Annotated in this window: 14 protein-coding genes and 3 pseudogenes; 11 read left to right on the top strand and 6 right to left on the bottom strand. The window is 71.3% G+C overall.

Translation table 11 applies throughout. The features are described from left to right. Nucleotides 1–39: 39 nt before the first annotated feature. Nucleotides 40–1710: a condensation domain-containing protein gene (locus FM051_RS25465; protein WP_158847570.1), complete on the bottom strand. Its 1671-nt coding sequence runs from the start codon at nucleotides 1708–1710 to the stop codon at nucleotides 40–42. A gap of 634 nt (nucleotides 1711–2344) precedes the next feature. Between FM051_RS25465 and FM051_RS25460 the strand changes: the two genes are divergently transcribed. Then, a complete protein-coding gene (locus FM051_RS25460; protein ID WP_158847568.1) occupies nucleotides 2345–3586 on the top strand; it encodes a cytochrome P450 in 1242 nt (413 codons plus the stop codon). Continuing rightward, nucleotides 3579–4337 (top strand): thioesterase II family protein, encoded by a 759-nt coding sequence (locus FM051_RS25455; RefSeq protein WP_238412644.1) that lies wholly within the window; start codon nucleotides 3579–3581, stop codon nucleotides 4335–4337. Before FM051_RS25460 ends, FM051_RS25455 begins: the two co-directional genes overlap by 8 nt. Nucleotides 4338–4355: 18 nt before the next feature. Here the strand turns inward: FM051_RS25455 and FM051_RS25450 are convergent, their stop codons facing one another. Genes FM051_RS25450 through FM051_RS25440 form a run of 3 tightly spaced genes read right to left on the bottom strand, consistent with a single transcriptional unit; the run spans nucleotide 4356 to nucleotide 9890 of the window. Further along, complete coding sequence (locus FM051_RS25450) at nucleotides 4356–5339, bottom strand: aldo/keto reductase (protein WP_158847566.1); 984 nt, start codon at nucleotides 5337–5339, stop codon at nucleotides 4356–4358. Between the two features lie 46 nt (nucleotides 5340–5385). After that, the gene (locus tag FM051_RS25445; protein WP_158847564.1) at nucleotides 5386–6510 is read right to left on the bottom strand and encodes a cytochrome P450 family protein; all 1125 of its coding nucleotides are present in this window, start codon (nucleotides 6508–6510) and stop codon (nucleotides 5386–5388) included. Then, the gene (locus FM051_RS25440; RefSeq protein WP_238412643.1) at nucleotides 6507–9890 is read right to left on the bottom strand and encodes a non-ribosomal peptide synthetase; all 3384 of its coding nucleotides are present in this window, start codon (nucleotides 9888–9890) and stop codon (nucleotides 6507–6509) included. Before FM051_RS25440 ends, FM051_RS25445 begins: the two co-directional genes overlap by 4 nt. Nucleotides 9891–10474: 584 nt before the next feature. Between FM051_RS25440 and ccrA the strand changes: the two genes are divergently transcribed. From ccrA to FM051_RS25405, 8 genes and pseudogenes are all read left to right on the top strand, one after another. Further along, a complete protein-coding gene (gene ccrA / locus FM051_RS25435) occupies nucleotides 10475–11671 on the top strand; it encodes a crotonyl-CoA carboxylase/reductase (protein WP_238412642.1) in 1197 nt (398 codons plus the stop codon). Between the two features lie 38 nt (nucleotides 11672–11709). Next, nucleotides 11710–12705 carry a 3-oxoacyl-ACP synthase III family protein gene (locus FM051_RS25430; protein ID WP_158847560.1) on the top strand — a complete coding sequence of 332 codons (996 nt, stop codon included), beginning with the start codon at nucleotides 11710–11712 and terminating at the stop codon, nucleotides 12703–12705. A 14-nt stretch (nucleotides 12706–12719) separates the two neighbouring features. Beyond that, nucleotides 12720–13583: a 3-hydroxybutyryl-CoA dehydrogenase gene (locus FM051_RS25425; protein WP_158847558.1), complete on the top strand. Its 864-nt coding sequence runs from the start codon at nucleotides 12720–12722 to the stop codon at nucleotides 13581–13583. A 354-nt stretch (nucleotides 13584–13937) separates the two neighbouring features. Next, nucleotides 13938–14084, top strand: a pseudogene (locus tag FM051_RS54035) (hypothetical protein); the annotation flags it as partial. Between the two features lie 22 nt (nucleotides 14085–14106). Next, nucleotides 14107–14307, top strand: a complete 201-nt coding sequence (locus tag FM051_RS25415; protein ID WP_158847556.1) for a 2Fe-2S iron-sulfur cluster-binding protein — start codon at nucleotides 14107–14109, stop codon at nucleotides 14305–14307. A gap of 4 nt (nucleotides 14308–14311) precedes the next feature. After that, the gene (locus tag FM051_RS25410; RefSeq protein WP_158847554.1) at nucleotides 14312–14710 is read left to right on the top strand and encodes an FAD binding domain-containing protein; all 399 of its coding nucleotides are present in this window, start codon (nucleotides 14312–14314) and stop codon (nucleotides 14708–14710) included. A 30-nt stretch (nucleotides 14711–14740) separates the two neighbouring features. Next, nucleotides 14741–14905, top strand: a pseudogene (locus FM051_RS53735) (hypothetical protein); the annotation flags it as partial. A 73-nt stretch (nucleotides 14906–14978) separates the two neighbouring features. Next, the gene (locus FM051_RS25405) at nucleotides 14979–15404 is read left to right on the top strand and encodes a xanthine dehydrogenase family protein molybdopterin-binding subunit (protein ID WP_274383726.1); all 426 of its coding nucleotides are present in this window, start codon (nucleotides 14979–14981) and stop codon (nucleotides 15402–15404) included. Between the two features lie 23 nt (nucleotides 15405–15427). Here the strand turns inward: FM051_RS25405 and FM051_RS25400 are convergent, their stop codons facing one another. Next, on the bottom strand, nucleotides 15428–16318 hold the full coding sequence (locus FM051_RS25400) for a helix-turn-helix transcriptional regulator (RefSeq protein WP_158847552.1): 891 nt from the start codon (nucleotides 16316–16318) through the stop codon (nucleotides 15428–15430). 388 nt (nucleotides 16319–16706) lie between these two features. On the opposite strand from FM051_RS25400, the pseudogene FM051_RS25395 reads away from it, so the two are divergent. Further along, nucleotides 16707–17738: pseudogene (locus tag FM051_RS25395) on the top strand (multidrug effflux MFS transporter); the annotation flags it as partial. Here the strand turns inward: FM051_RS25395 and FM051_RS25390 are convergent. Further along, entirely contained in the window at nucleotides 17633–18910 is a 1278-nt protein-coding gene (locus FM051_RS25390) for an alcohol dehydrogenase catalytic domain-containing protein (protein ID WP_238412641.1), read from the bottom strand. The pseudogene FM051_RS25395 and the gene FM051_RS25390 sit on opposite strands and share 106 nt — an antisense overlap. Between the last annotated feature and the right edge of the window lie 27 nt (nucleotides 18911–18937).

Raw genomic sequence — 18937 nt, 5'->3', positions numbered from 1 at the left:
GGCCGAGCGGAACGGCGACGGGCGCCGGCTTCGGGCCGGTCAGCGTCGCTGGTCGCCGGTTCGGCGGTCGCGCACGGCGCCCAGCAGCCGGTCCCGGCTGGTGCCCCGGCCCGCGGTGGCGGCCTCGGCGGGCGCGGCCAGCAGTTCCGCCTGTCCGCGCACGGTGCCGGCGCGGAACAGGTCGACGGTCTTGAGCGGTCGCCCGGACGCCTGGCTGAGTCGCTCCACCAGGATCACCAGCCGCAGCGAGTCGCCGCCCGCGTCGAAGAAACTGATGTCGTCGTCGATCGACTCGGTGTCGAGGACCTCCTGCCAGATGGACCGCACGAGGCCCAACCGCGTGGCGGGATCGTCCAGGTCGGTCTTGTCGGCAGAGGGCTGGTTCAGCACGATTTCCTCCGGATCTCGAGCGAGGTCGGCGGCGCTGCGGCGCAGGGCGGCCAGGAATTCGGTGGTCGTGGTCGCGGTGAACAGCGCCGCCGGGTGGTTCAGGGACAGTTCGAGCCGGTCCCGTCCGGTGGTCCGGTCCAGGCGGACGAACAGCGCCAGGTCCCACTTGCTGTACTCCGGGCGCAGCGGCTGGAAGCGGCCGACCACGCCGTTGCCCAGCTCCAGCGGGTCCGGCGCCTCGGCCAGGTTGACCAGCACCGGGGTCAGCGGCGGCCGTGCCATGTCGCGGTCGGGGTCCAGCTCGGCGGCGATCGCGTCCAGCGGCACGTCCGAGTCGATGAACGCCTCCATGCCTCCCGTCCGCGCGATCCGGAGCAGTTCCCGCCACGTCGTGCCGGCGTGGAACTGGACGCGCAGCACCAAAGTGGTCATGAACATGCCGATCACGTCGGCGGCGGCCGGGTCGTCCCGTCCTGGCCAGACGACCGCGAACAGGAAGTCGGTCTGCGCGGTGGTCCGCGCGAACGTGCCGGCCAGCAGCGCCACGCCGGTCATGAAGGCGGTGCAGCCCTCCTGCGCGGCGACCGCGAGCACGGACTCCGTCACGTCCGGGTCCAGCAGGGTCTCCGCGGTGGCGCCGATCATCGACAGCTCGGGGTCGTCCGGGTCGCCGTCGTAGGGGAGGGCCACAGTGGTCGGCGCGCCGCGCAACCGCTCCACCACTCCCGCCACGCGCTCGGCGAACCCGTCGCCGTCGTCCGGCTTGTCCTGCACCTCCGCCGGGTGCGGCGGGGTGCGCAAGTCCGGTTCGGTCCCGCGGGCGAACGCCCGGTAGGTGGCACCGATCTCGTCCACCAGGAGTTGCCGGGACACCCCGTCGAACACGATGTGGTGCACGGTCAGCACCAGCAGCGTGCGATCGGCGTCGAGGCGGATCACCTCGGCCCTCGCCGGCGCCTCGTCGGCCAACTCGAACGGCGTGTAGCAGAGCGCCTCGACCAGGCGCTCCACCTCCTCGGCGGACCAGTCGTCGGCCACCGCGTCGGTGAACCCGACTTCGGGCGCCGGTCCGTCCGTCCGGTACTCCACGCGACGCGCGACGGCGTCCAACCTGAATCGGGAACGCAGCGCCGGATGACGTCCCAGCGCGCGCTCCACCGCCGACGTCAACAATTGACAGTCCACCGGTCCGGTGAATTCGAGAACACTCGGCAACAGGTAGGTGGGACGCAGCCGCTCGATCCGGTCGAGAATCCAGATGCCCTGTTGGGTGGGCGTCGCCGGGTACCAGGTTCCTGGTCCGGGCTGGGAACTAACCATGGAGGCGCTCGACCCGCGTCCACGTGACGAAGAACGGTGTGACGAAGAACGGTGTGACGCGCCGTCGCGTCGCCAGGGCGCGCGCATTCGGCAACGACTGCATGACTTCCCCCAGAAGATTCCACCTGATTGCGAATGGCCCCAGTGCCCCCTCGCAAGCCCCTTGCCCGGGCCACTAAAACGCACCGTAGGGACCGGTCCCGGGATCCGTCAAGCGGTCGGCTTCGGTATTCCCGTCCACATTGGACGATAGGTCTTCGGTGCCGAACCCCCGGCGGTTGACGATCTCGCGAACGTGGTGCTTGACTGGGTTACCGTTGGGCGCGACCGTGTCGAGCCCGTGGCACTGGGGACTGGGGAGTTCGGGGTTGCACAAGAGGGCTGCTAGATGTTGACCTGTGCCTGCCCGTGATGTAGGTGAGCGATCGCACCCGATCTCCACTCTCAGACGTGTGGAGACCGTGTCGGCGATGTGCGGTCCGGTTAACCGTCAATTCAGCCGGAGATGCGGCCCTGCCGGTCGTGAACCCGGCCGCCGGCGCGCGTCCGGAACACCTCAGTGCCCACCCGTCGACTGCCCACCGACCAGGAGTCTGCCGGACGGCTCGCTCCCCGAACCGAGGAGGACATCGACATGACCGTCCACGACGCACCTGTTTCCGGGTGCCCGGTGCACGCAGGTGACACCGATCTGGTCGACCCCCACCTGTACAGCGACGGCGACGCGCACGCGGTGTGGCGGGAACTCCGCGCGCAGGACGGCTTGAGCTGGCACCAGGTCGACGACAACCGCGGGTTCTGGTCGGTCGTGCACTTCACGGAGACCGACTACGTGCTGCGCAACACCGCGCTGTTCACCTCCGAACGCGGCACCATGCTGGAACTGCTCGGCATGGACGACCCGGCGGGCGGACAGCAGCTCGCGGTCACCGACCCGCCCCGGCACACCATCATGCAGGCGCGGCTGAAGAAGGCCTTGGCGGTCAAGGCGGTCGACCGGCAGCGCGACGCGATCCGCGCGTTGATCACCGACCTGATCGCGCCGATCGGCGACGGCGGCGTGTTCGACTTCGGCCAGGCCATGCTGGCGATGCCGATGTCGGTCACCGGCACCATGATGGGCCTGCCGCAGGAGGACTGGCCGTGGCTGAGCAGGCTCACCACGATCTGCATCGCCGCCGACGACCCCGAGTACCAGGACGAGGGCAGCCGGTCCGCGACCCTGCACATGGCGCACCGCGAGCTGTTCGCCTACTTCCAGGACCTGGTGCGGTTCCGCCGCGACCAAGCGGGCGACGACCTGATCAGCGTGCTGATCAACACCCGGTTCGAGGGCAGGCACATGTCGTCGAGCGAGATCGTGTCCAACTGCTACAGCCTGCTGCTCGGCGCGAACGTGACCACGCCGCACGCGCCGAACTTCGTGATGGCCGAGTTCATCGACTCCGACGTGCTGCCGCAGTGGGCCGCCGAGCCGGAGGTGGGCGTCACCGCGGTCGAGGAGGCGCTGCGCTGGGCGTCGCCGGTGAACCACATGCTGCGATACGCCACACAGGACGTAGTGGTGCGGAACACCCCGATCGCGGCCGGTGACGCGGTGGTGGTGTGGCTGGGCGCGGCCAACCGGGACGAGAACGAGTTCCCGGACTCCGAGACGTTCGACCTGCGCCGCAACCCGAACAAGCACCTCGCGTTCGGCATCGGTCCGCACTACTGCGTCGGGCACAACGTGGCCAGGGTGACCCTGCGCACCCTGTTCGAGGAACTGCTGGCGCAGTACCAGGACTTCGAGGCCGCCGGCGCACCCGAGCGACTGGTGTCCAACTTCGTCTCCGGCTACAAGCACGTGCCGATCACCGCCAAGCGCCGTGGTTGACGTGTTGGCCCGCAGGCAGCGGGCACTGCGCCACTACGGGACGTCGGACGCCGGCCGGGTGCGGCTGCTGTGCTTCCACTACGCGGGCGGCAACGCCGCGATGTTCCGGGACTGGCCGCGGCGGTTGTCGCCGGACGTGGCGACGGTGGCGGTGCAACTGCCCGGCCGCGACACCCGCCTCGACGAGCCGCCGCACGTCCACATGGGATCGGTGGTGGCCGAACTGCTGGACCTGCTGGACCCGCTGCTGGACGAGCCGTTCGCCTGCTACGGCCACAGCATGGGCGCGCGGGTGGCACTGGCGCTGGCGCACGAGCTGCGCGCGAAATCCCGGCCCGGCCCGCGCGCGTTGTTCGTGGCCGCCAGCGCCGCGCCCGCGCTGCGCACCCCGGTGCGCGGCTGGGACGAGCCGGACGAGGGCCTGATCGCCTACATGCGGGACCTGGGCGGCACGCCGTCGATCGTGCTGGAGCGGCCGGACCTGCTCGAACTGTTCCTGCCCGCGCTGCGCGCCGACCTCACCGTGGTGGCCACCTCCGGCGCCCCGGTGAGGCCTCCGCTGGACGTGCCGCTGCACGCGTTCGCCGGCGTCGGCGACCGTGAGGCGTCACCGGAGCGGATGGCGGCGTGGCGGGAGGAGACCACCGGCCCGTTCGCCTTGGACGTCGTGCCCGGCGGTCACTTCTTCGACCCGGCCGGGGTGGAGCGAGTCTTCGACGTCATCGCCACCACCCTGGCCGAGCCGCGTTGACGCGCGGGGCGTCCTACATCAGTGCGCTGCGTCCATGAACGCGCGCTGCTCGGCGGTGAGGTCCAACTCCACCGCTTCCAGGCTCTCGTTCAACTGCGCCACGGAGGACGCGCCCACCAGCGGGATGATCGGCAGGTCGCCGCCCATCAGCCAGGACAGCACCACCTGGTTCGCCGTCGCCCCGGTCTGCCGCACCACCTCGTGCAACGCCTCCAGGCGGGCCTTGGTGCCCGCGTGGTCGTGCAGTTCGCCCAACGGCCGGTCGTCCCGCACGTAGGCGCCGGACAGCAGCGGCGTGTACGCCACCAGCGTCAGCTCCGGGCGGTCACGCAGGTAGGTGATCATCTCCGCGCTGAACAGCCCTTGGTGGCCGTCCTTCGACCGCCGGTTCGGCACGTCGCCGCGCGCGCGGAGGTACGTGTGGTGGTACTGGATCACCTCGTAGCCGGGCAGGTCCGCGGCCTCGGCGATCGCCCGCATCCGCTCCAGCCGCCACGACCAGTGGTTGCTGGCGCCGAGCATGGCCACCGAGCCCTCCGCCACCAGCGCCGCGAACGCCTCCGCCACGTCCTGCTGCGGCACGGTCATGTCGTCCCCGTGCGCGTACAACAGGTCCAGCCGCTCCACGCCCAGCAGCTCGCGGCTGCGCGCCGACGACTCGCGGATGACCTCGGGCGCCAAGCCCTCCATGTTCATGAAGTCGCGGCCCGGCGCCTTCGGGCGACCTGCCAGCTTGGTCGCGATCACCACCTCGTCGGTGATGCCCCGGCTGCGCCGCCACCGCCCGAGCAGCGCCTCGCTCTCCCCGCCCTGGGTGCCGTTGACCCAGAACGCGTAGTTGTTGGCCGTGTCGACGAAGGTGCCGCCGGCTTCCACGAACCGGTCCAGGATGGCGAACGCCCGCTCTTCCTCGACGGTGGTGCCGAACATCATGGCCCCTAACGCGAGCGCGCTCACCTCGCGCTGCCGCTGCGGGTTGGTGCCGATCTTCCGATACTTCATCCGGGTGTTCTCTCCAATGTGGTGCGTGAACCCGTTCAGAGGTCGATCATGGTCCCCTGGTTCCCCCGATGTCCAGGAACAGGTGGTCCAGGCCGACGTAGGCGAGGTTCGGCCCCCACTCGATCCCGTTCTCCGCCACCGCGGCGCCGGGGAACCGCCGGGTGAACCGCCGCAGCGCGGTCGCCGCCTCCAGCCGGGCCAGCGGCGCGCCGATGCAGTAGTGGACACCGTGGCCGAACACCAGGTGGCGGTCGGCGCGTTCGGAGACCGGGGCGAGGTCGGACAGGTCGGCGTCGAACAGGCCGCCACCGGCCAGCGACACCAGCACCAGGTCGCCCTCGCGCAGGCGCTCGCCCTCGAACTCGAAGTCCTCCGCGACGACGCGGCCCACGTTGCGCAGGGGCGGCCGTTTCTCCAGCACGGACTCGACCAGCGACTCGACCTCGCCCGGCCGGTCCTGGACCACCCGTTCCCACAGCGCCGGGTCGTCCAACACGGCCAGCAGGCAGGAACCCAGCAGCGACGCCGTGGTCTCCAGGCCGCCGAACAGGATCATCGCCCACGTCGCGGTGGTGCGGGCGCGGTCCTCGGGGGTGTCGCGGGGGAAGTCCGCCAGGGCCGGGGAGTCCTCCAGCGCGTCCCGCATCTCCAGCATCACGCGGTGCGCGGCCTCGGCGTGGTCGCGCCGGTACATCGCGGCGATGAACCCCGACAGGGTCCTCGACCACGTGTGCAGCACGGCCGGTTCCTGCTCCACGCCGACGATGTGGGCCATCACCCGCCCCGACACGCCTTCGGCCACGGTCGACACGGCGTCGTGCCGCGGGTCGGCGGCCAGGTCGTCCAGGCAGGCGTCCACGATGGCCTCGACCCGCGGCACGATGGACCGGGTGTACGAGGCGGAGAACAAGCGCTGCAACGGTTTGCGCAGCGCGGCGTGCTCCTCGCCGTCGGTGTGCACGAACCACAGTCGCAGGAACTCGGTGAGGTCCCGGTGTTGCCGCCGGGACTCCTCCGTCATGTACAGCTCGCCGAGCCGCTTCGACGTCTGGGACGAGAACCCCTGGTGGTTGAGGACCCGGCGGGCCAGCGCCTGGTCGGACACCACCCAGCACTCCAGCCCGTCGTCCCACGTCATGCCGCGCACGTCGTCGCGGATCAGCTCGGTCATGACCGCGCGGCCTGGTCGATGAGCCGGTTCAGGCCCGAGGGCGTCGGCGCCAGCAGGAAGTCGCGCAACCGCACGGTGACCCCCACCTCGTCGCGAACCAGCCGCAGCAGCCGCACCGCGCCCATCGAGTTGCCCCCGACGGTGAAGAAGTCGGTCTCCGCGGTCAGCTCCACGGGCCGTTCGAGGACGCGGGTGAACAGGTCGGGCGCCACGCCGAGCGGGTCCGGTTCGGGCACCGCGCGCCGCTGCCCGGCCGGGGCCGCCACGGCCGCGAGCGCCCGGCGGTCCACCTTGCCGTTCCCGGTCACCGGCAGTCGGTCCACCACGGCCCACAGGCTCGGCACCATGTACGCGGGCAGCCGGTCGGCCACCAGGTCGCGCAGTTCGTCGGTGCCGACGGCCGGGTCCGCCGGGACGATCGCGGCGAGCAGCCGCTTGTCCGCGCTGTCGCCCTCGGTGACCACGACCGCCGCGTCCCGGACCCGCGGGTCGGCCGCCAGCACGTCGGCGATGGCCGACAGCTCGATGCGGAACCCGCGCAGTTTGACCTGGTCGTCGCGTCGCCCGAGGAAGCGGAGCCTCCCGGCGCGGTCCACCCGGACCAGGTCGCCGGTGCGGTAGAGCCGTTCGGGGACGTCCGGGGAGAACCGGCCGAACGCCCGTGCCGTCTCGGCGGCGTCGTCCACGTAGCCGTGGGCCAGGCCGTCGCCCGCCGCGTACAGCTCGCCGACCGCGCCCGGCGGCACGACCCGGTGCCGTCGGTCCAGCACGTGCACGCGCGTTCCGGGGAGCGGGGTGCCGATCGGCAGCGGGCCGTCGACCTCGTCGGCGGACGTGACCGAGTGGGTGGTGGTGAAGGTGGTGTTCTCGGTGGGGCCGTAGCCGTTGGTGACGACGAGTCCCGGGTGGCGTTCGAGCACCCGCGCCACGTGGGCGTGCGGCACGACGTCACCGCCGGTGATCAGCTGCCGCAGGCCGCCGAGCCCGGCCGGCGCGAACTCCTCGACCAGCCGGAACAGCCCCGCGGTCAGCCACGCGACGGTGACACCCCGGTCGAGCAGGAACCCGCTCAACTCGGTGGGCGACGGCAGGCCCGCCGGGTAGACCTCCAGCGCCGCGCCGCCCGCGAGCGGACCCCACAACTCCAGGGTGGACGCGTCGAACGCGAGGGGCGACAGCCGGAGCACCCGGTCGTCCGGTCCGAAGTGGACGAACTCGGGCTCGTGCACCAGCCGCACGATCGCCCGGTGCGGCACCGCGACACCCTTGGGCAGACCCGTGGAGCCGGACGTGAAGGCGATGTACGCCAGGTCGTCGGCGCCGGTGGCCGCGGGCTCGGTGTCCGAAGGCTGCCAGGACGGCTCCCACGTCGCACAGGCCGGCACGCCGAGGTGGGCGACGGCGTCCGGTGAGACGACCAGGGCGGCCTTGGGCGCCGCCTTGGCCAGGATGTGCCGGACCTGCGCCTCCGGCTGGTCCAGGTCGACGCCCACGTACGCGGCACCCGCCCACGCCGTGCCGAGCACCGCGACGACCTCCGCGATGGACCGGTCCAGGGCGACCAGCACCCGGTCACCGCGGCCGACGCCGAGTTCACGCAGCCTGCGCGCTTGTTCGGCCGCCGCGCCCGCCAGCTGCGCGTAGGTCAGCTCCAGGTCGCCCTCGCGCACCGCGACGGCGTCCGGCGTGCGCCGCGCGGCCAGGCGGAACAGCTCGTCCGCGGTGACCGCCGGCAAGTCGCGGCGGGTCCCGTTCAGCGAGTCGAGCACCGCCCGGCGTTCGGCGGACAGGCAGCGCAGCTCCTCCAGCCGGCCGCCGGCCGTGGCCAGCTCCCGCACGGCCGTGGTGAAGTCGGCGAGGAACGCCCGCGCGTCGGCCTCGTCCCACAACGCCGTCGCGTACTCCAGCTGCGCGCCCAGCGTCGGCCGGGACCGGCCGAACAGCAACGACAGGTCGAACTGCGCGCCGCCGCCGTGACCCTCCTCCACGCGGAGCTCGACGTCACCGACGTCGATGCGCTGCGGCACCAGCTGGTCGTGCATGCCGAAGGAGACCTGCACCAACGGGTGCGCGCTCAGTCCCCGCTGCACACCGAGCCGGGTGACCAGCTCGTCGAACGGCAGCGCGCCCGCCTCGATGCTGGCCGCCAGCGAGTCCTGCACCGCACGCAGGTAGTCCACCACCGGCGCGTCGTCGTCCACCTCCAGCCGGACCGGCACCAGGTTGCCCGCCACCGCGATGAGCCGCGCCAGCTCGGCGGTGTCCCGCCCGTAGAGGGAGACGCCGACCAGCAGCCGGTCGACCCCGGTCCAGCGGCTCAGCGCCAGGCCGTAGGAGCCGAGGAGCAACGCGAACGGCGTGATGCCCAGTTCCCGTGCCCGGTCCTCGACCAGCGTCGTCAAGTCCGTGTCGAAGTCGAGCGGCACGCGTTCGCCCGCGGGGTTCTGCACCGTCGGGCGAGGCCGGTCGGTGGGCACCTCCAGCACGGTGGGCGCGCCGTCGAGCTGCTTGAGCCAGAACTCGGCCAAGCGGTCCCACTCGCCGCTGACGCGGTCCTGCTCGTGGCGGCGGAGCAGCGCCTGCGTGGTGGGCGCGGTGTCGGTGAAGGGCAGCGGTCCGCCCGCCGCGAGGGCGCGGTAGGAGCTGAAGATCTCGTCCAGCAGCAGGCCGACCGCCCACCCGTCGAGGAGCACGTGGTGCGCGACCAGCACGACCGCCTGCCGCCCGGCCGCACCGGTGACGAACAGGTAGCGCAGCGGTGGCGCGGCGGTGAGGTCGAAGGGGGTGCGGCCGTGCTCGGCGGCGGTGGCGCGGACGAACCCGTCGAAGTCCGGGCCGTCGTGCCCGATGTCCACGATGTCGGGCACGGTCGCGTCCAGCACGACCGGCACGACCTCGCCGTCCTGTTCGCGGAGCAGGGTCCGCAGGGAGGCGTGCCGTGCCGTCGTCGCCGCGACGGCGCGCGCGAAGAGCTCGCGGTCGAGCGTGCCCTTGTCCACATAGGACGTGAAGACCAGGTTGTAGGTGGAGCCGCCGAGCACGTTCTCGATCAGCCACATGCCGCGCTGCGTCGGGGTCAGCGAGGGTGCCGGCGTCTCCGGCTCCGCCGCGGGCGGAGCCGGGGACGCCGTGGTGACCGCGTTCGCGAGCACCGTGCCCAGCGGTGTTGACGACAACAGGTCGGACACCGACAGCCGCAGGCCGAGTCCTTCCTGGGCCATGGCGGTCAACCTCATCGCCCGCAGGGAGTCGCCCCCGAGCGCGATGAAGCTGTGGGCGGTGAATCCGGCCCTGTCCGTCGCCGGTCCGAGGACCGACAGCGCGTACTCGTCCAGTGACATGCCGACCTCCGGGTCGTGGTGGGGCTGCTGCTGTCGCATGGGCACGTTGCGACCAGGAAGTGGTCACCGGCAGGTGACACCGCCGGGTGTGTGCCGACTAGGGGAGTCGCTGCTCGTTCACCGGCAGGTGCCACGCGGTGCCGTCGTGCACGGCGGGCAGTGCGGTCGTCTCGAGTCCCGCGGCGCGACGGTCCACACCCGCCGGTGGGTCGCCGGGGCGGACCGGACCGGTGGAATCCGCGGCAGTGGGCGTGGAGGAGGGGAAGTCCCCCGTCGATGTCCGGATGCCTCGTCGTGCGCAGCGCGCGTCAGGTCGCAAAGATCCGGTGTTCGCGCCATTGCGCAAAGTCCCCCAGCGAGTCACATTACTTCCCCCAATGTCAGGCGATGCTAAAAGCGCTCGTCGAACCCTGTCAACACCGGCGGTTCGGTCCGACGAAGTATTCCGCTGGTGATGGCAATAATTTTGGTTTTCTCGCCCCGCTGGGGGGACGACCCGTCACTAGTGTCGGTCGAGGGCTTCTTCCCCGCAGACCTGAAGGGGGATCATGGCAACACAGCCGGCGACCTTTACCCGAACGGACACGCTGTACGAACCGGGGAGCCTTCCCCCACTGGGGGTGGTGCCCAAGCAGATGTACGCCTCGGTCATCCGACCCGAGCGCTACGGCCCTCCCGTCGACGCCTTCCAGACCGAGGTCGTCGACGTCCCCGAGGTGCCGCCCGGTTTCGTGCTCGTCGCCGTGATGGCCGCGGGTGTCAACTACAACAACGTGTGGGCCGCTCTCGGCACCCCTGTGGACGTCATCGGCATGCGCGCGGCCAAGGGCGACGACACCGGCCACCACATCGGGGGCTCCGAGGGCGCGGGCGTCGTCTGGGCCGTGGGCGAGGGCGTGCGGCACGTGCGCGTGGGCGACCACGTCACGCTGTCCGGCTGCCGCTGGGACGAGGACGACCCCGAGATCCGCCTGGGCCTCGACCCCATGCTCTCCTCGACGCAGCGGGTGTGGGGCTACGAGTTGAACTGGGGCTCCTTCGCCCAGTTCACCGTGGTCGCCGAGTTCCAGTGCCACCCCAAGCCCGCGGCGCTGACGTGGGAGGAGGCGTCGTGCTTCATGCTGTCGGGCGCGACCGCCTACCGGCAGCTGGCAGGTTGGCCCCCGCACACCGTCAAGCCCGGCGACCCGGTGCTCATCTGGGGCGGCTCCGGCGGCCTCGGGTCCATGGCCATCCAGTTGGTGAGCCAGCTCGGTGGGCGGCCCATCGCCGTGGTGTCGTCGCAGGAGCGGGTGAAGCACTGCCTGCGCATGGGCGCGGTCGGCGTCATCGACCGCACCGAGTTCGACCACTGGGGACCGATGCCCGAGGGGGACGGACCGGAGCTGGAGCGGTGGCAGCGCGGCGTGCGGGCGTTCGGTCGCCGCATCTGGGAGGTGCTGGGGGAGAAGGTGTCGCCGAAGATCGTCTTCGAGCACCCCGGCCAGGCCACCCTGCCAACGTCGGTCTACGTCTGCGCGCCCGGCGGCATGGTCGTGCTGTGCGGCGCCACCAGCGGCTACATCGGCGAGGTGGACCTGCGCATCCTGTGGATGCGGCAGAAGCGCTTCCAGGGCAGCCACTTCGCCAACCTGCGCGAGTGCCGCGCGATCGTCGACCTGATCAGCGCGGGCCTGATCGACCCGTGCCTGGGGCGTACCTACGGCTTCGACGAGATCGGCTTGGCGCACCAGCACATGCGCGAGGGCACGCAGGAGCCGGGCAACCTCGCCGCCCTGGTCGGCGCGCCGCGCACCGGCCTGACCGACCTGGCCGTCTGACCCGCGCCCGCAGACAGCAACCGGAAGGCAGGTGCGGCGTGCCGCTGCAGCCCGTAGGGGTCCTGGGCACCGGCGCCCACGTCCCCAAGTCCGAGATCACCAACGACGACCTGGCCCGGCGCGTGGGCGTCACCCCCGAGTGGATCCTGCGCAAGACCGGCATCGAAACCCGCCGTTACGCCGCGGAGGACGAGGCGACCTCCGACCTCGCCGTCCGCGCCGCGGAGGCGGCCCTCGACAGCGCCGGCATCAGCGCGCTGGACGTGGACCACCTCATCGTCGCCACCTCCACCGGCGACCACCCCCAGCCGCCCACCGCGCACCTGGTGCAGCACCGCCTCGGCGCGCGGCGCGCGGCGGCGTTCGACATCAACGTGGTGTGCAGCGGGTTCGTCCACGGGCTCGCCCTGGCCAGGGGCCTCATCGCCACCCGTCCGGGCACGCGCGCCCTCGTGGTGGCGGCCGACCTGTACTCGCGGGTGCTGGACTTCGACGACCGGCGCACCGCCGTCCTGCTGGGCGACGGCGCCGGGGCGGCGGTCGTCGGCGAGGTCCCCGAGGGCGCGGGGATCGTCGACGTCGAACTGCGGAGCAAGGGGGAGGCGTCCCGGCTGATCCGGGTCGAGGCCGGGGGCAGCAGGCTGCCCACCTCGCCCGCCACCCTCGCCGAGGGCGGTCAGTACTTCCGCATGGAAGGCCGGGACGTCAGGGACTTCGTCCTGGAGCAGGTGCCGCCGGCCGTGGCCGACCTGCTCGCGCGCACCGGCACCGGCCCGGCCGACGTCGACCACCTGGTCCCGCACCAGCCCAACGGGCCGATGCTCGCGGACCTGGCGGACGCGCTGGCCCTGCCGTCGGCGAAGGTCCACCGGACCCTGGATCGCTACGGCAACATCGGCAGCGCCTCGCTGCCGGTCACCCTCGACGCGGCGGCGCGCGCGGGCGAGTTCGCGGCAGGCGACCTGCTGCTGTTGTGCGCGTTCGGCGGGGGCATGTCCATGGCCTCCTGCCTGCTGCGCTGGTCAACCCCTTGAGCGAGGAGCGAACTGTGGAGGAGATCCGACGGGTCGGCGTGGTCGGCTGCGGTGCGATGGGCGCGGGTCTCGCCGACATCTGCGCCCAGGCGGGCCTGGACGTGAGCGTCGTCGTGTCCGCCAGGACGTCGGTCGCCCGTGCCCAGGCCCGCGTGGCGAAGTCGGCTGACAACCGGGTCCGCAAGGGCACGTTGTCCGAGGAGGACCGCGACGCGCTGCTGGACCGGGTGTCGTTCACCGACGATTTCGCGGCGCTGACCGACCGGCAGTTCGTCGTCGAGGCGGTGCCGGAGGACGAGGAGACCAAGCTCCTGGTGCTCAAGCAGGTCGACGCCGCCACCGAGGCCGACGACGTGGTCATCGCCTCGACGACGTCGTCCATCCCGATCATGAAGCTCGCCCGCGGTGTCGAGCGCCCGGACCGGGTCATCGGTGCGCACTTCTTCAACCCGGTGCCCGCGATGCCGCTCGTCGAGTTGACAGCCAGCCTCCTCACCGGGGACGACACCCGCACCCGGACGGAGAACTTCGTCACCGAAGTGCTGGGCAAGCGCGTGGTGTGGTGCCAGGACCGCGCGGGGTTCGTGGTCAACTCACTGCTGGTCCCGTACCTGCTGTCGGCGATCCGGATGCTGGAGTCGGGCTTCGCGGGGGCGGAGGACATCGACGCGGGCATGGAACTCGGGTGCGCGCACCCGATGGGTCCGCTCCGCCTGGCCGACCTCATCGGCCTGGACGTGTTGACGGCGGTGTCCCGCGCGATGTACGAGGAGTACAAGGAGCCGCTGTACTCCCCGCCGCCACTGCTGCTGCGCATGGTCGACGCGGGTCTGCTGGGCCGCAAGACGGGCCGCGGCTTCCACGACTACCGCCGCTGACAGCGGGCGCGTCCGGTCGGGGGCGGGAGGCTGACGCCACCGCACCCCGACCGTTCCGCTGACGGGACCACCGCGGCCGGGGAGCTCACGTCGCGGTGGTCCCGTCAACTCGTCCACGATCACTGTCGGTGAAGTTGATATATCAGTTTTTTCGGAGTCCGCGAGGTTTGTCCTTCTTGAGTGGTGAATCACATTAACTAGAGACGATCACCGACGACGTATAAAGGCACCCCTTCCACGTCGTTGGGATGTGCTGCTGGTACATCTCTTGACAGAGACTCCCACGGTGATGAACGCGTGTGGTGTCGTCGATCACAGGTCGACCGAACCGCCTGATCCACTTCCTTCCTCGGCCTGCACCGGTGCCGCCGCTTTTACGGGACCCGTGCTCCTGGACGCCCAGCCCGCTGCTGCTGCCGCCGCCGACGACGCGTTCGGCACACGGTCACCGTCGACAACCGGACCTCGCTGCTGGATCTGCTGCGCGAGCACCTCGGGTTGACCGGGACCAAGAAAGGCTGCGATGCCGGAGCCTGTGGCGCGTGCACCGTTCTGGTGCGGCTACCGCACTCCCGGTCAGATCATGTCCGGCGTCGGCTGCATCCGGGAAGGCCACACCGGTTCTCCCGAAGAGATCAGGGAGTGGATGAGCGGCAACATCTGCCGGTGCGGTTGCTACGTCCAGATCGTCAAGGCGGTCCAGCAGGCTGCGAACGGGAAGTGAGCCGATGTATCCCTTCTCCTGCACCAAAGCCGCGGACACCCGAGCCGCCATCGCCGCCGGGCAACAAGGTGGGCGCTATCTCGCCGGGGGCACCACTCTGGTCGACCTGATGCGCGAGACCGTCGAACGCCCCGGCACGCTGGTCGACATCGGCGCCCTCCCGTTACGGGACATCACCTCCACCGCGAACGGCGGCCTGCGGATCGGCGCGCTGGTGCGGATGGCCGACGCCGCCGCCGATCCGAAGGTGCGCAACACTTATCCGGTCGTCGCGCAGGCGCTGGAGCTGAGCGCATCCGCGCAGCTGCGCAACATGGCCACCATCGGCAGAAGTGGCGGCGGACGGGGCCCAGCCGTTGGAACACAACGGGTTCAAGGTAGAGCTGCTCAAGCGCACGGTTGAACGCCAGCTGCGCATCGTGGGAGGCATTAGGTGACACCGCCGCCACAGACCGCCGTCGGCACTCCGCAGTCCCGAGTAGACGGACGGCTGAAGGTGACCGGGCGCGCCACATACGTCGCCGATCACGCCATCGAGGGCGTTGTGTACGCGGTCGTCGTGGACAGCAGCGTCGGCCGCGGGCGCATCACCGGCGTCGACACCCGCGCCGCGCTAGCCCACACCGGTGTGCTGACGGTGATCAGCCATCTCAACGCCTCGATTGCCCTATGTGGACAATCCGGGGTCGAACAACCCACCGGGCACCCGGTTGCGGGTCTTCCAGGACGACCGGGTCCGGTTCTTCGGGCAGCCGGTCGCCGTCGCGGTCGCGACCAGTTTGGAGGCGGCGCAGCACGCGGCGAGCCTGGTCGAGGTCACCTACGCCGCCTTGTTGGAACACACCGTCGCCGACCCCCCTGACGGGCGGATCGTCAACGCCGACCTCGCCGACTACCTCGTCCCCGTCAACGCCGACGTGCCCGACCTGCGCGCCATCTACCTGCGCGGCAACGATCCCGAAGCCAACCCCATCGGCGTCAAGGGACTGGGCGAGATCGTGCTGGTCGGCATCGCACCCGCGGTCGGCAACGCCGTCTTCCACGCCACCGGGCGCCGCGTCCGCGACTTCCCCATCGCCGCCGACACCCTGCTCTGACCTCGTCAGCCGGACAATTGCCGTCAGCCGGACAGTTGCCGCGTGGCGGAGTCCGATTCCTGCGAGGCTGCCCAGGACGCGAGCAGGCGCAACCCCTCCTCGGACGGCGAGCCGGGCTCGGCGGTGTAGATGGTGAGGGTGAGGCCGGGTTCCGCGGCCATCTCCAGGCCTTCGTAGGCGAGCGTCAGGTCCCCGACGACGGGGTGGTGAAAGGTCTTGGAACCGGTGCCGTGGTGGCGGACGTCGTGGGCGCCCCACCGGGTGCGGAACTCGTCGCTGCGGGTCGACAGCTCACCGACCAGGTCGTGGAGTTCCTTGTCGTGCGGGTTGCGGCCGGCTTCGGTGCGGAGGATGGCGACGCAGACGTCGGCGAGGAGGTCCCAGTCCGGGTAGAACCGGTGCGAGGCCGAGTCGAGGAACTGGAACCGGGCGAGGTTCGGCGGCCGTTGCGGGGTCGCGCAGACCTCCGAGTAGAAGGCTCGCGCGAGTCGGTTCGCGGCGAGCAGGTCCATCCGGCCGTTGCGGACGAACGCGGGCCCCGCGGTGACCGCGTCGAGGGTCCACTGCAAGCTCCGGTGCGGTGTCCACTGGTTGGCCTTCGACCGACGCCGGGGTCGGATGAGCGCGCTCGTGCCGTCCGCGGCTCGTGCCAGGTCGAACAGGTGCGCCCGTTCCGCGTCGTCGAGCTGGAGCGCACGCGCCACGGCGTCCAGCACGCCCGCCGAGACCCCGGCGAGAGTCCCTCGTTCCAGCTTCGAGTAGTACTCGATGCTCACGTCGGCCAGTGCGGCGACCTCGCTGCGGCGCAGTCCCGGCACCCGACGATTGCCCCCTGCGGGCAGTCCGGCCTGCTCCGGTGAGATCTTGGCCCGCCGCGAGACGAGGAACTCGCGGACTTCCTTGCGATTGTCCACGTCACCACGGTAAGTCCTCCGGCACTGGCGCGGGGTGTTCTGCCAGTACACCTCTCAGCAGAAACTCCCTGGTCAAGAGCTCGGGGGGTTTCCTGGACACCGATGTACCCGACCGCCTGCCGCGGCTGATCGAGCTGATCTGGAACAGGCAGATCGCTCCGGGCAAGGTCTTCGACCTCACCCTCCCGCTCGACCAGGCCGCCGAGGCCTACCGGGCCATGGACGAACGCGCGCCATCAAGGCCCTGCTGCACGTGCGACCCGCCCGACCACCGCCGAAAGGACACCGTGTGAGCGACGCTCACAGCCCCGCGACCGCGCGTGAGCAGACCGTGGGCCGCCCGCCGGCGGTCGTGCTCTGCCTGCTGACGGTCTTCGGTCCGATCTCCATGGACCTCTACCTGCCCGTGCTGCCCGCGCTCACCACCGAGCTGCACGCCGCCACCTCGGCCGCGCAGCTGACCATCACCGCCTGCCTGCTCGGCCTGGCCATCGGCCAGGTCATCGCCGGACCGGTATCCGACCGCTTCGGCCGCCGTCGGCCCCTGCTGGCCGGTGTCATCGCCTACATCCTGACCTCGGCCCTGTGTGCCCTCAGCCCCACCATCCCCACGCTGATCGCCGCGCGCTTCGTGCAGGGCCTGGCCGGCGCGGTGGGCATCGTCATCGCCCAAGCCGCGGGCCGCGACCTCTACACCGGCGGCAAGCTCGTGCGCTACTACGGCCGGCTGACCGTGATCGCCGGGCTCGCCGCGATCATCGGCCCGGTCCTCGGCGGGCAGCTCGCCACCATCACCGACTGGCGCGGCTTGTTCGTCTTCCTCGCCGCGATCGGCGTGATGATCCTGCTCGCCTGCCTGTTCACCTTCCGCGAGACGCTGCCCGAACGGGACCGCACCACCGGTGGGCTCGCCCAGACCGGGCGCGACTTCCGCCGCCTGCTCTCCGACCGGGTGCTGCTGGGCGCGGTCCTCGTCAGCGGACTCGTCGGCGCCGCCCTGTTCGCCTACCTCAGCGGCGCCACCTACGTCCTGCAGGACATCTACGGGCTCTCCCCGCAGGACTACTCGTTCGCGTTCGGCCTGAACTCGCTCGGGTTCATGGTGTTCGGCTTCGCCGCCAGCCACCTGTCCGAGCGCTGGTCCGAGCAGGGCACCCTGGTCGTCGGGCTGGCGATGTGCCTGACCGGTGCCGCCGGGCTGCTCGCCGCCGCCGTCCTCCACCTGCCCGTGATCGCCGTGATCGGATCCCTGTTCACCATGGTCGTCGGCGTGGCCACCACCACCCCGCCGACGACCTCCCTCGCCCTGACCGACTACCCCGACATCGCCGGCACCGCGTCCTCACTGCTCGGACTGGCCCGCTTCGGCCTCGGCGCCCTCACCGCACCCCTCGTCGGCCTCGGGGGCAGCCACAACGCCCTCCCGCTCGGGCTCGTCACCGTCGCCGCCACCCTGCTCGCCGCCGTCACGTACGTGGTCACCATCCGGCGCCGCACCACCGCGCCCAGCCACGACATCGCCGCATCCTCGCAACCGCTCCCCACCTCGGCTTCGGGTACTTGAACCTCAAGGGACGACACGACATGGAAATCGTGAAGCATCCCCGACCGTGAAGCTGCCCGACCGGAGTGGTGTCCGAGAGGTTGGGCGTGGGAGACACCGACGCGCAACGTCGCATCGGTGGCGTACATGTGCATCAACGGCACCCGCGTGCCGGTGGCGACGTAGTACCCGACGGCAGTGCAGACGCCGCCCGGTGCCAGCGCACGGAGGGCGCGGCGCAATCCGGACGCGCTGGAGGTCGCCTCCACCACGATGTCGTACCGGCCGTCCGGTCGCGTGACGGCCCGTGCCCCGAAGGACTCGGCGATGTCCCGACGCCCGGCGTCGTCGTCGACGTAGTCGACCTGCCCCGCACCGTGCGCCACCGCCAGTCCGGCCGCGTAGAGACCGATGCTCTTGGCCCCACCACCGAGCACCAGGACCGATCCGCCTTCCCGTTCGGCCAGCGGCGGGACCACGCAGCGCCACGCGTCCGCGAGGTTGTCGCTGGCCGCCGCCACTCGCAGCAGCGGCACGCCCGCCGGCACGGGCACCGGCATGTGGTCCGCGAACGGGACGCGGAAGGTGTCCGCGACCATGCCGCCCCACGGTCCGCAGGCCGCACCGAACCCGAACGCGGCGAGCGTCGCCCGGGTGGTCGTGGCGCACTTGGAGGTGAGACCGCTGCGGCACGGCGCGCAGGAGCCGCAGGACACCGCCCGCGGCACGACGACGCGCTGCCCGACGTGCAGCGTCGTCACCGCGGACCCCACCGCGACCACTTCGGCGACGCATTCGTGCCCGATGCCGAACGGGCCCTTGAACGGCACGGAACCGCAGATGCTCCCCACCACCGGGTCGATCGCGCCGATCGCCATGCCCAACTGCATGGCCCGTGACACCGGGCGGTGGATCGGCACCGTGTCCCCGTCGCAGCGCCCCGCGACGAACGGCCGCACGACGGCGTCACGCTCGTCCTCGATCCGCGACGGTTCCCGGTCGCGCCAGGCCAGTCGGCCGCTGCGCAGGAAGTGGAGTGCACGTGTCATGCGGGTAGACTATGACGGTCGTCATAA

The sequence above is a fragment of the Saccharothrix deserti genome, assembly GCF_009769385.1.
GTDB classification, from domain to species: Bacteria; Actinomycetota; Actinomycetes; order Mycobacteriales; family Pseudonocardiaceae; genus Actinosynnema; species Actinosynnema deserti.
The sequence above is the reverse complement of the archived record's forward strand: the minus strand, read 5'-3'. Positions and strand labels throughout refer to the sequence as shown.

Coding starts and splice junctions, on each gene's coding strand:
- FM051_RS25465 (WP_158847570.1), bottom strand. CDS start 1,710: ATGGTTAGTTCCCAGCCCGGACCAGGAACCTGGTACCCGGCGACGCCC.
- FM051_RS25460 (WP_158847568.1), top strand. CDS start 2,345: ATGACCGTCCACGACGCACCTGTTTCCGGGTGCCCGGTGCACGCAGGT.
- FM051_RS25450 (WP_158847566.1), bottom strand. CDS start 5,339: ATGAAGTATCGGAAGATCGGCACCAACCCGCAGCGGCAGCGCGAGGTG.
- FM051_RS25445 (WP_158847564.1), bottom strand. CDS start 6,510: ATGACCGAGCTGATCCGCGACGACGTGCGCGGCATGACGTGGGACGAC.
- FM051_RS25440 (WP_238412643.1), bottom strand. CDS start 9,890: ATGCGACAGCAGCAGCCCCACCACGACCCGGAGGTCGGCATGTCACTG.
- FM051_RS25415 (WP_158847556.1), top strand. CDS start 14,107: ATGCCGGAGCCTGTGGCGCGTGCACCGTTCTGGTGCGGCTACCGCACT.
- FM051_RS25410 (WP_158847554.1), top strand. CDS start 14,312: ATGTATCCCTTCTCCTGCACCAAAGCCGCGGACACCCGAGCCGCCATC.
- FM051_RS25390 (WP_238412641.1), bottom strand. CDS start 18,910: ATGACACGTGCACTCCACTTCCTGCGCAGCGGCCGACTGGCCTGGCGC.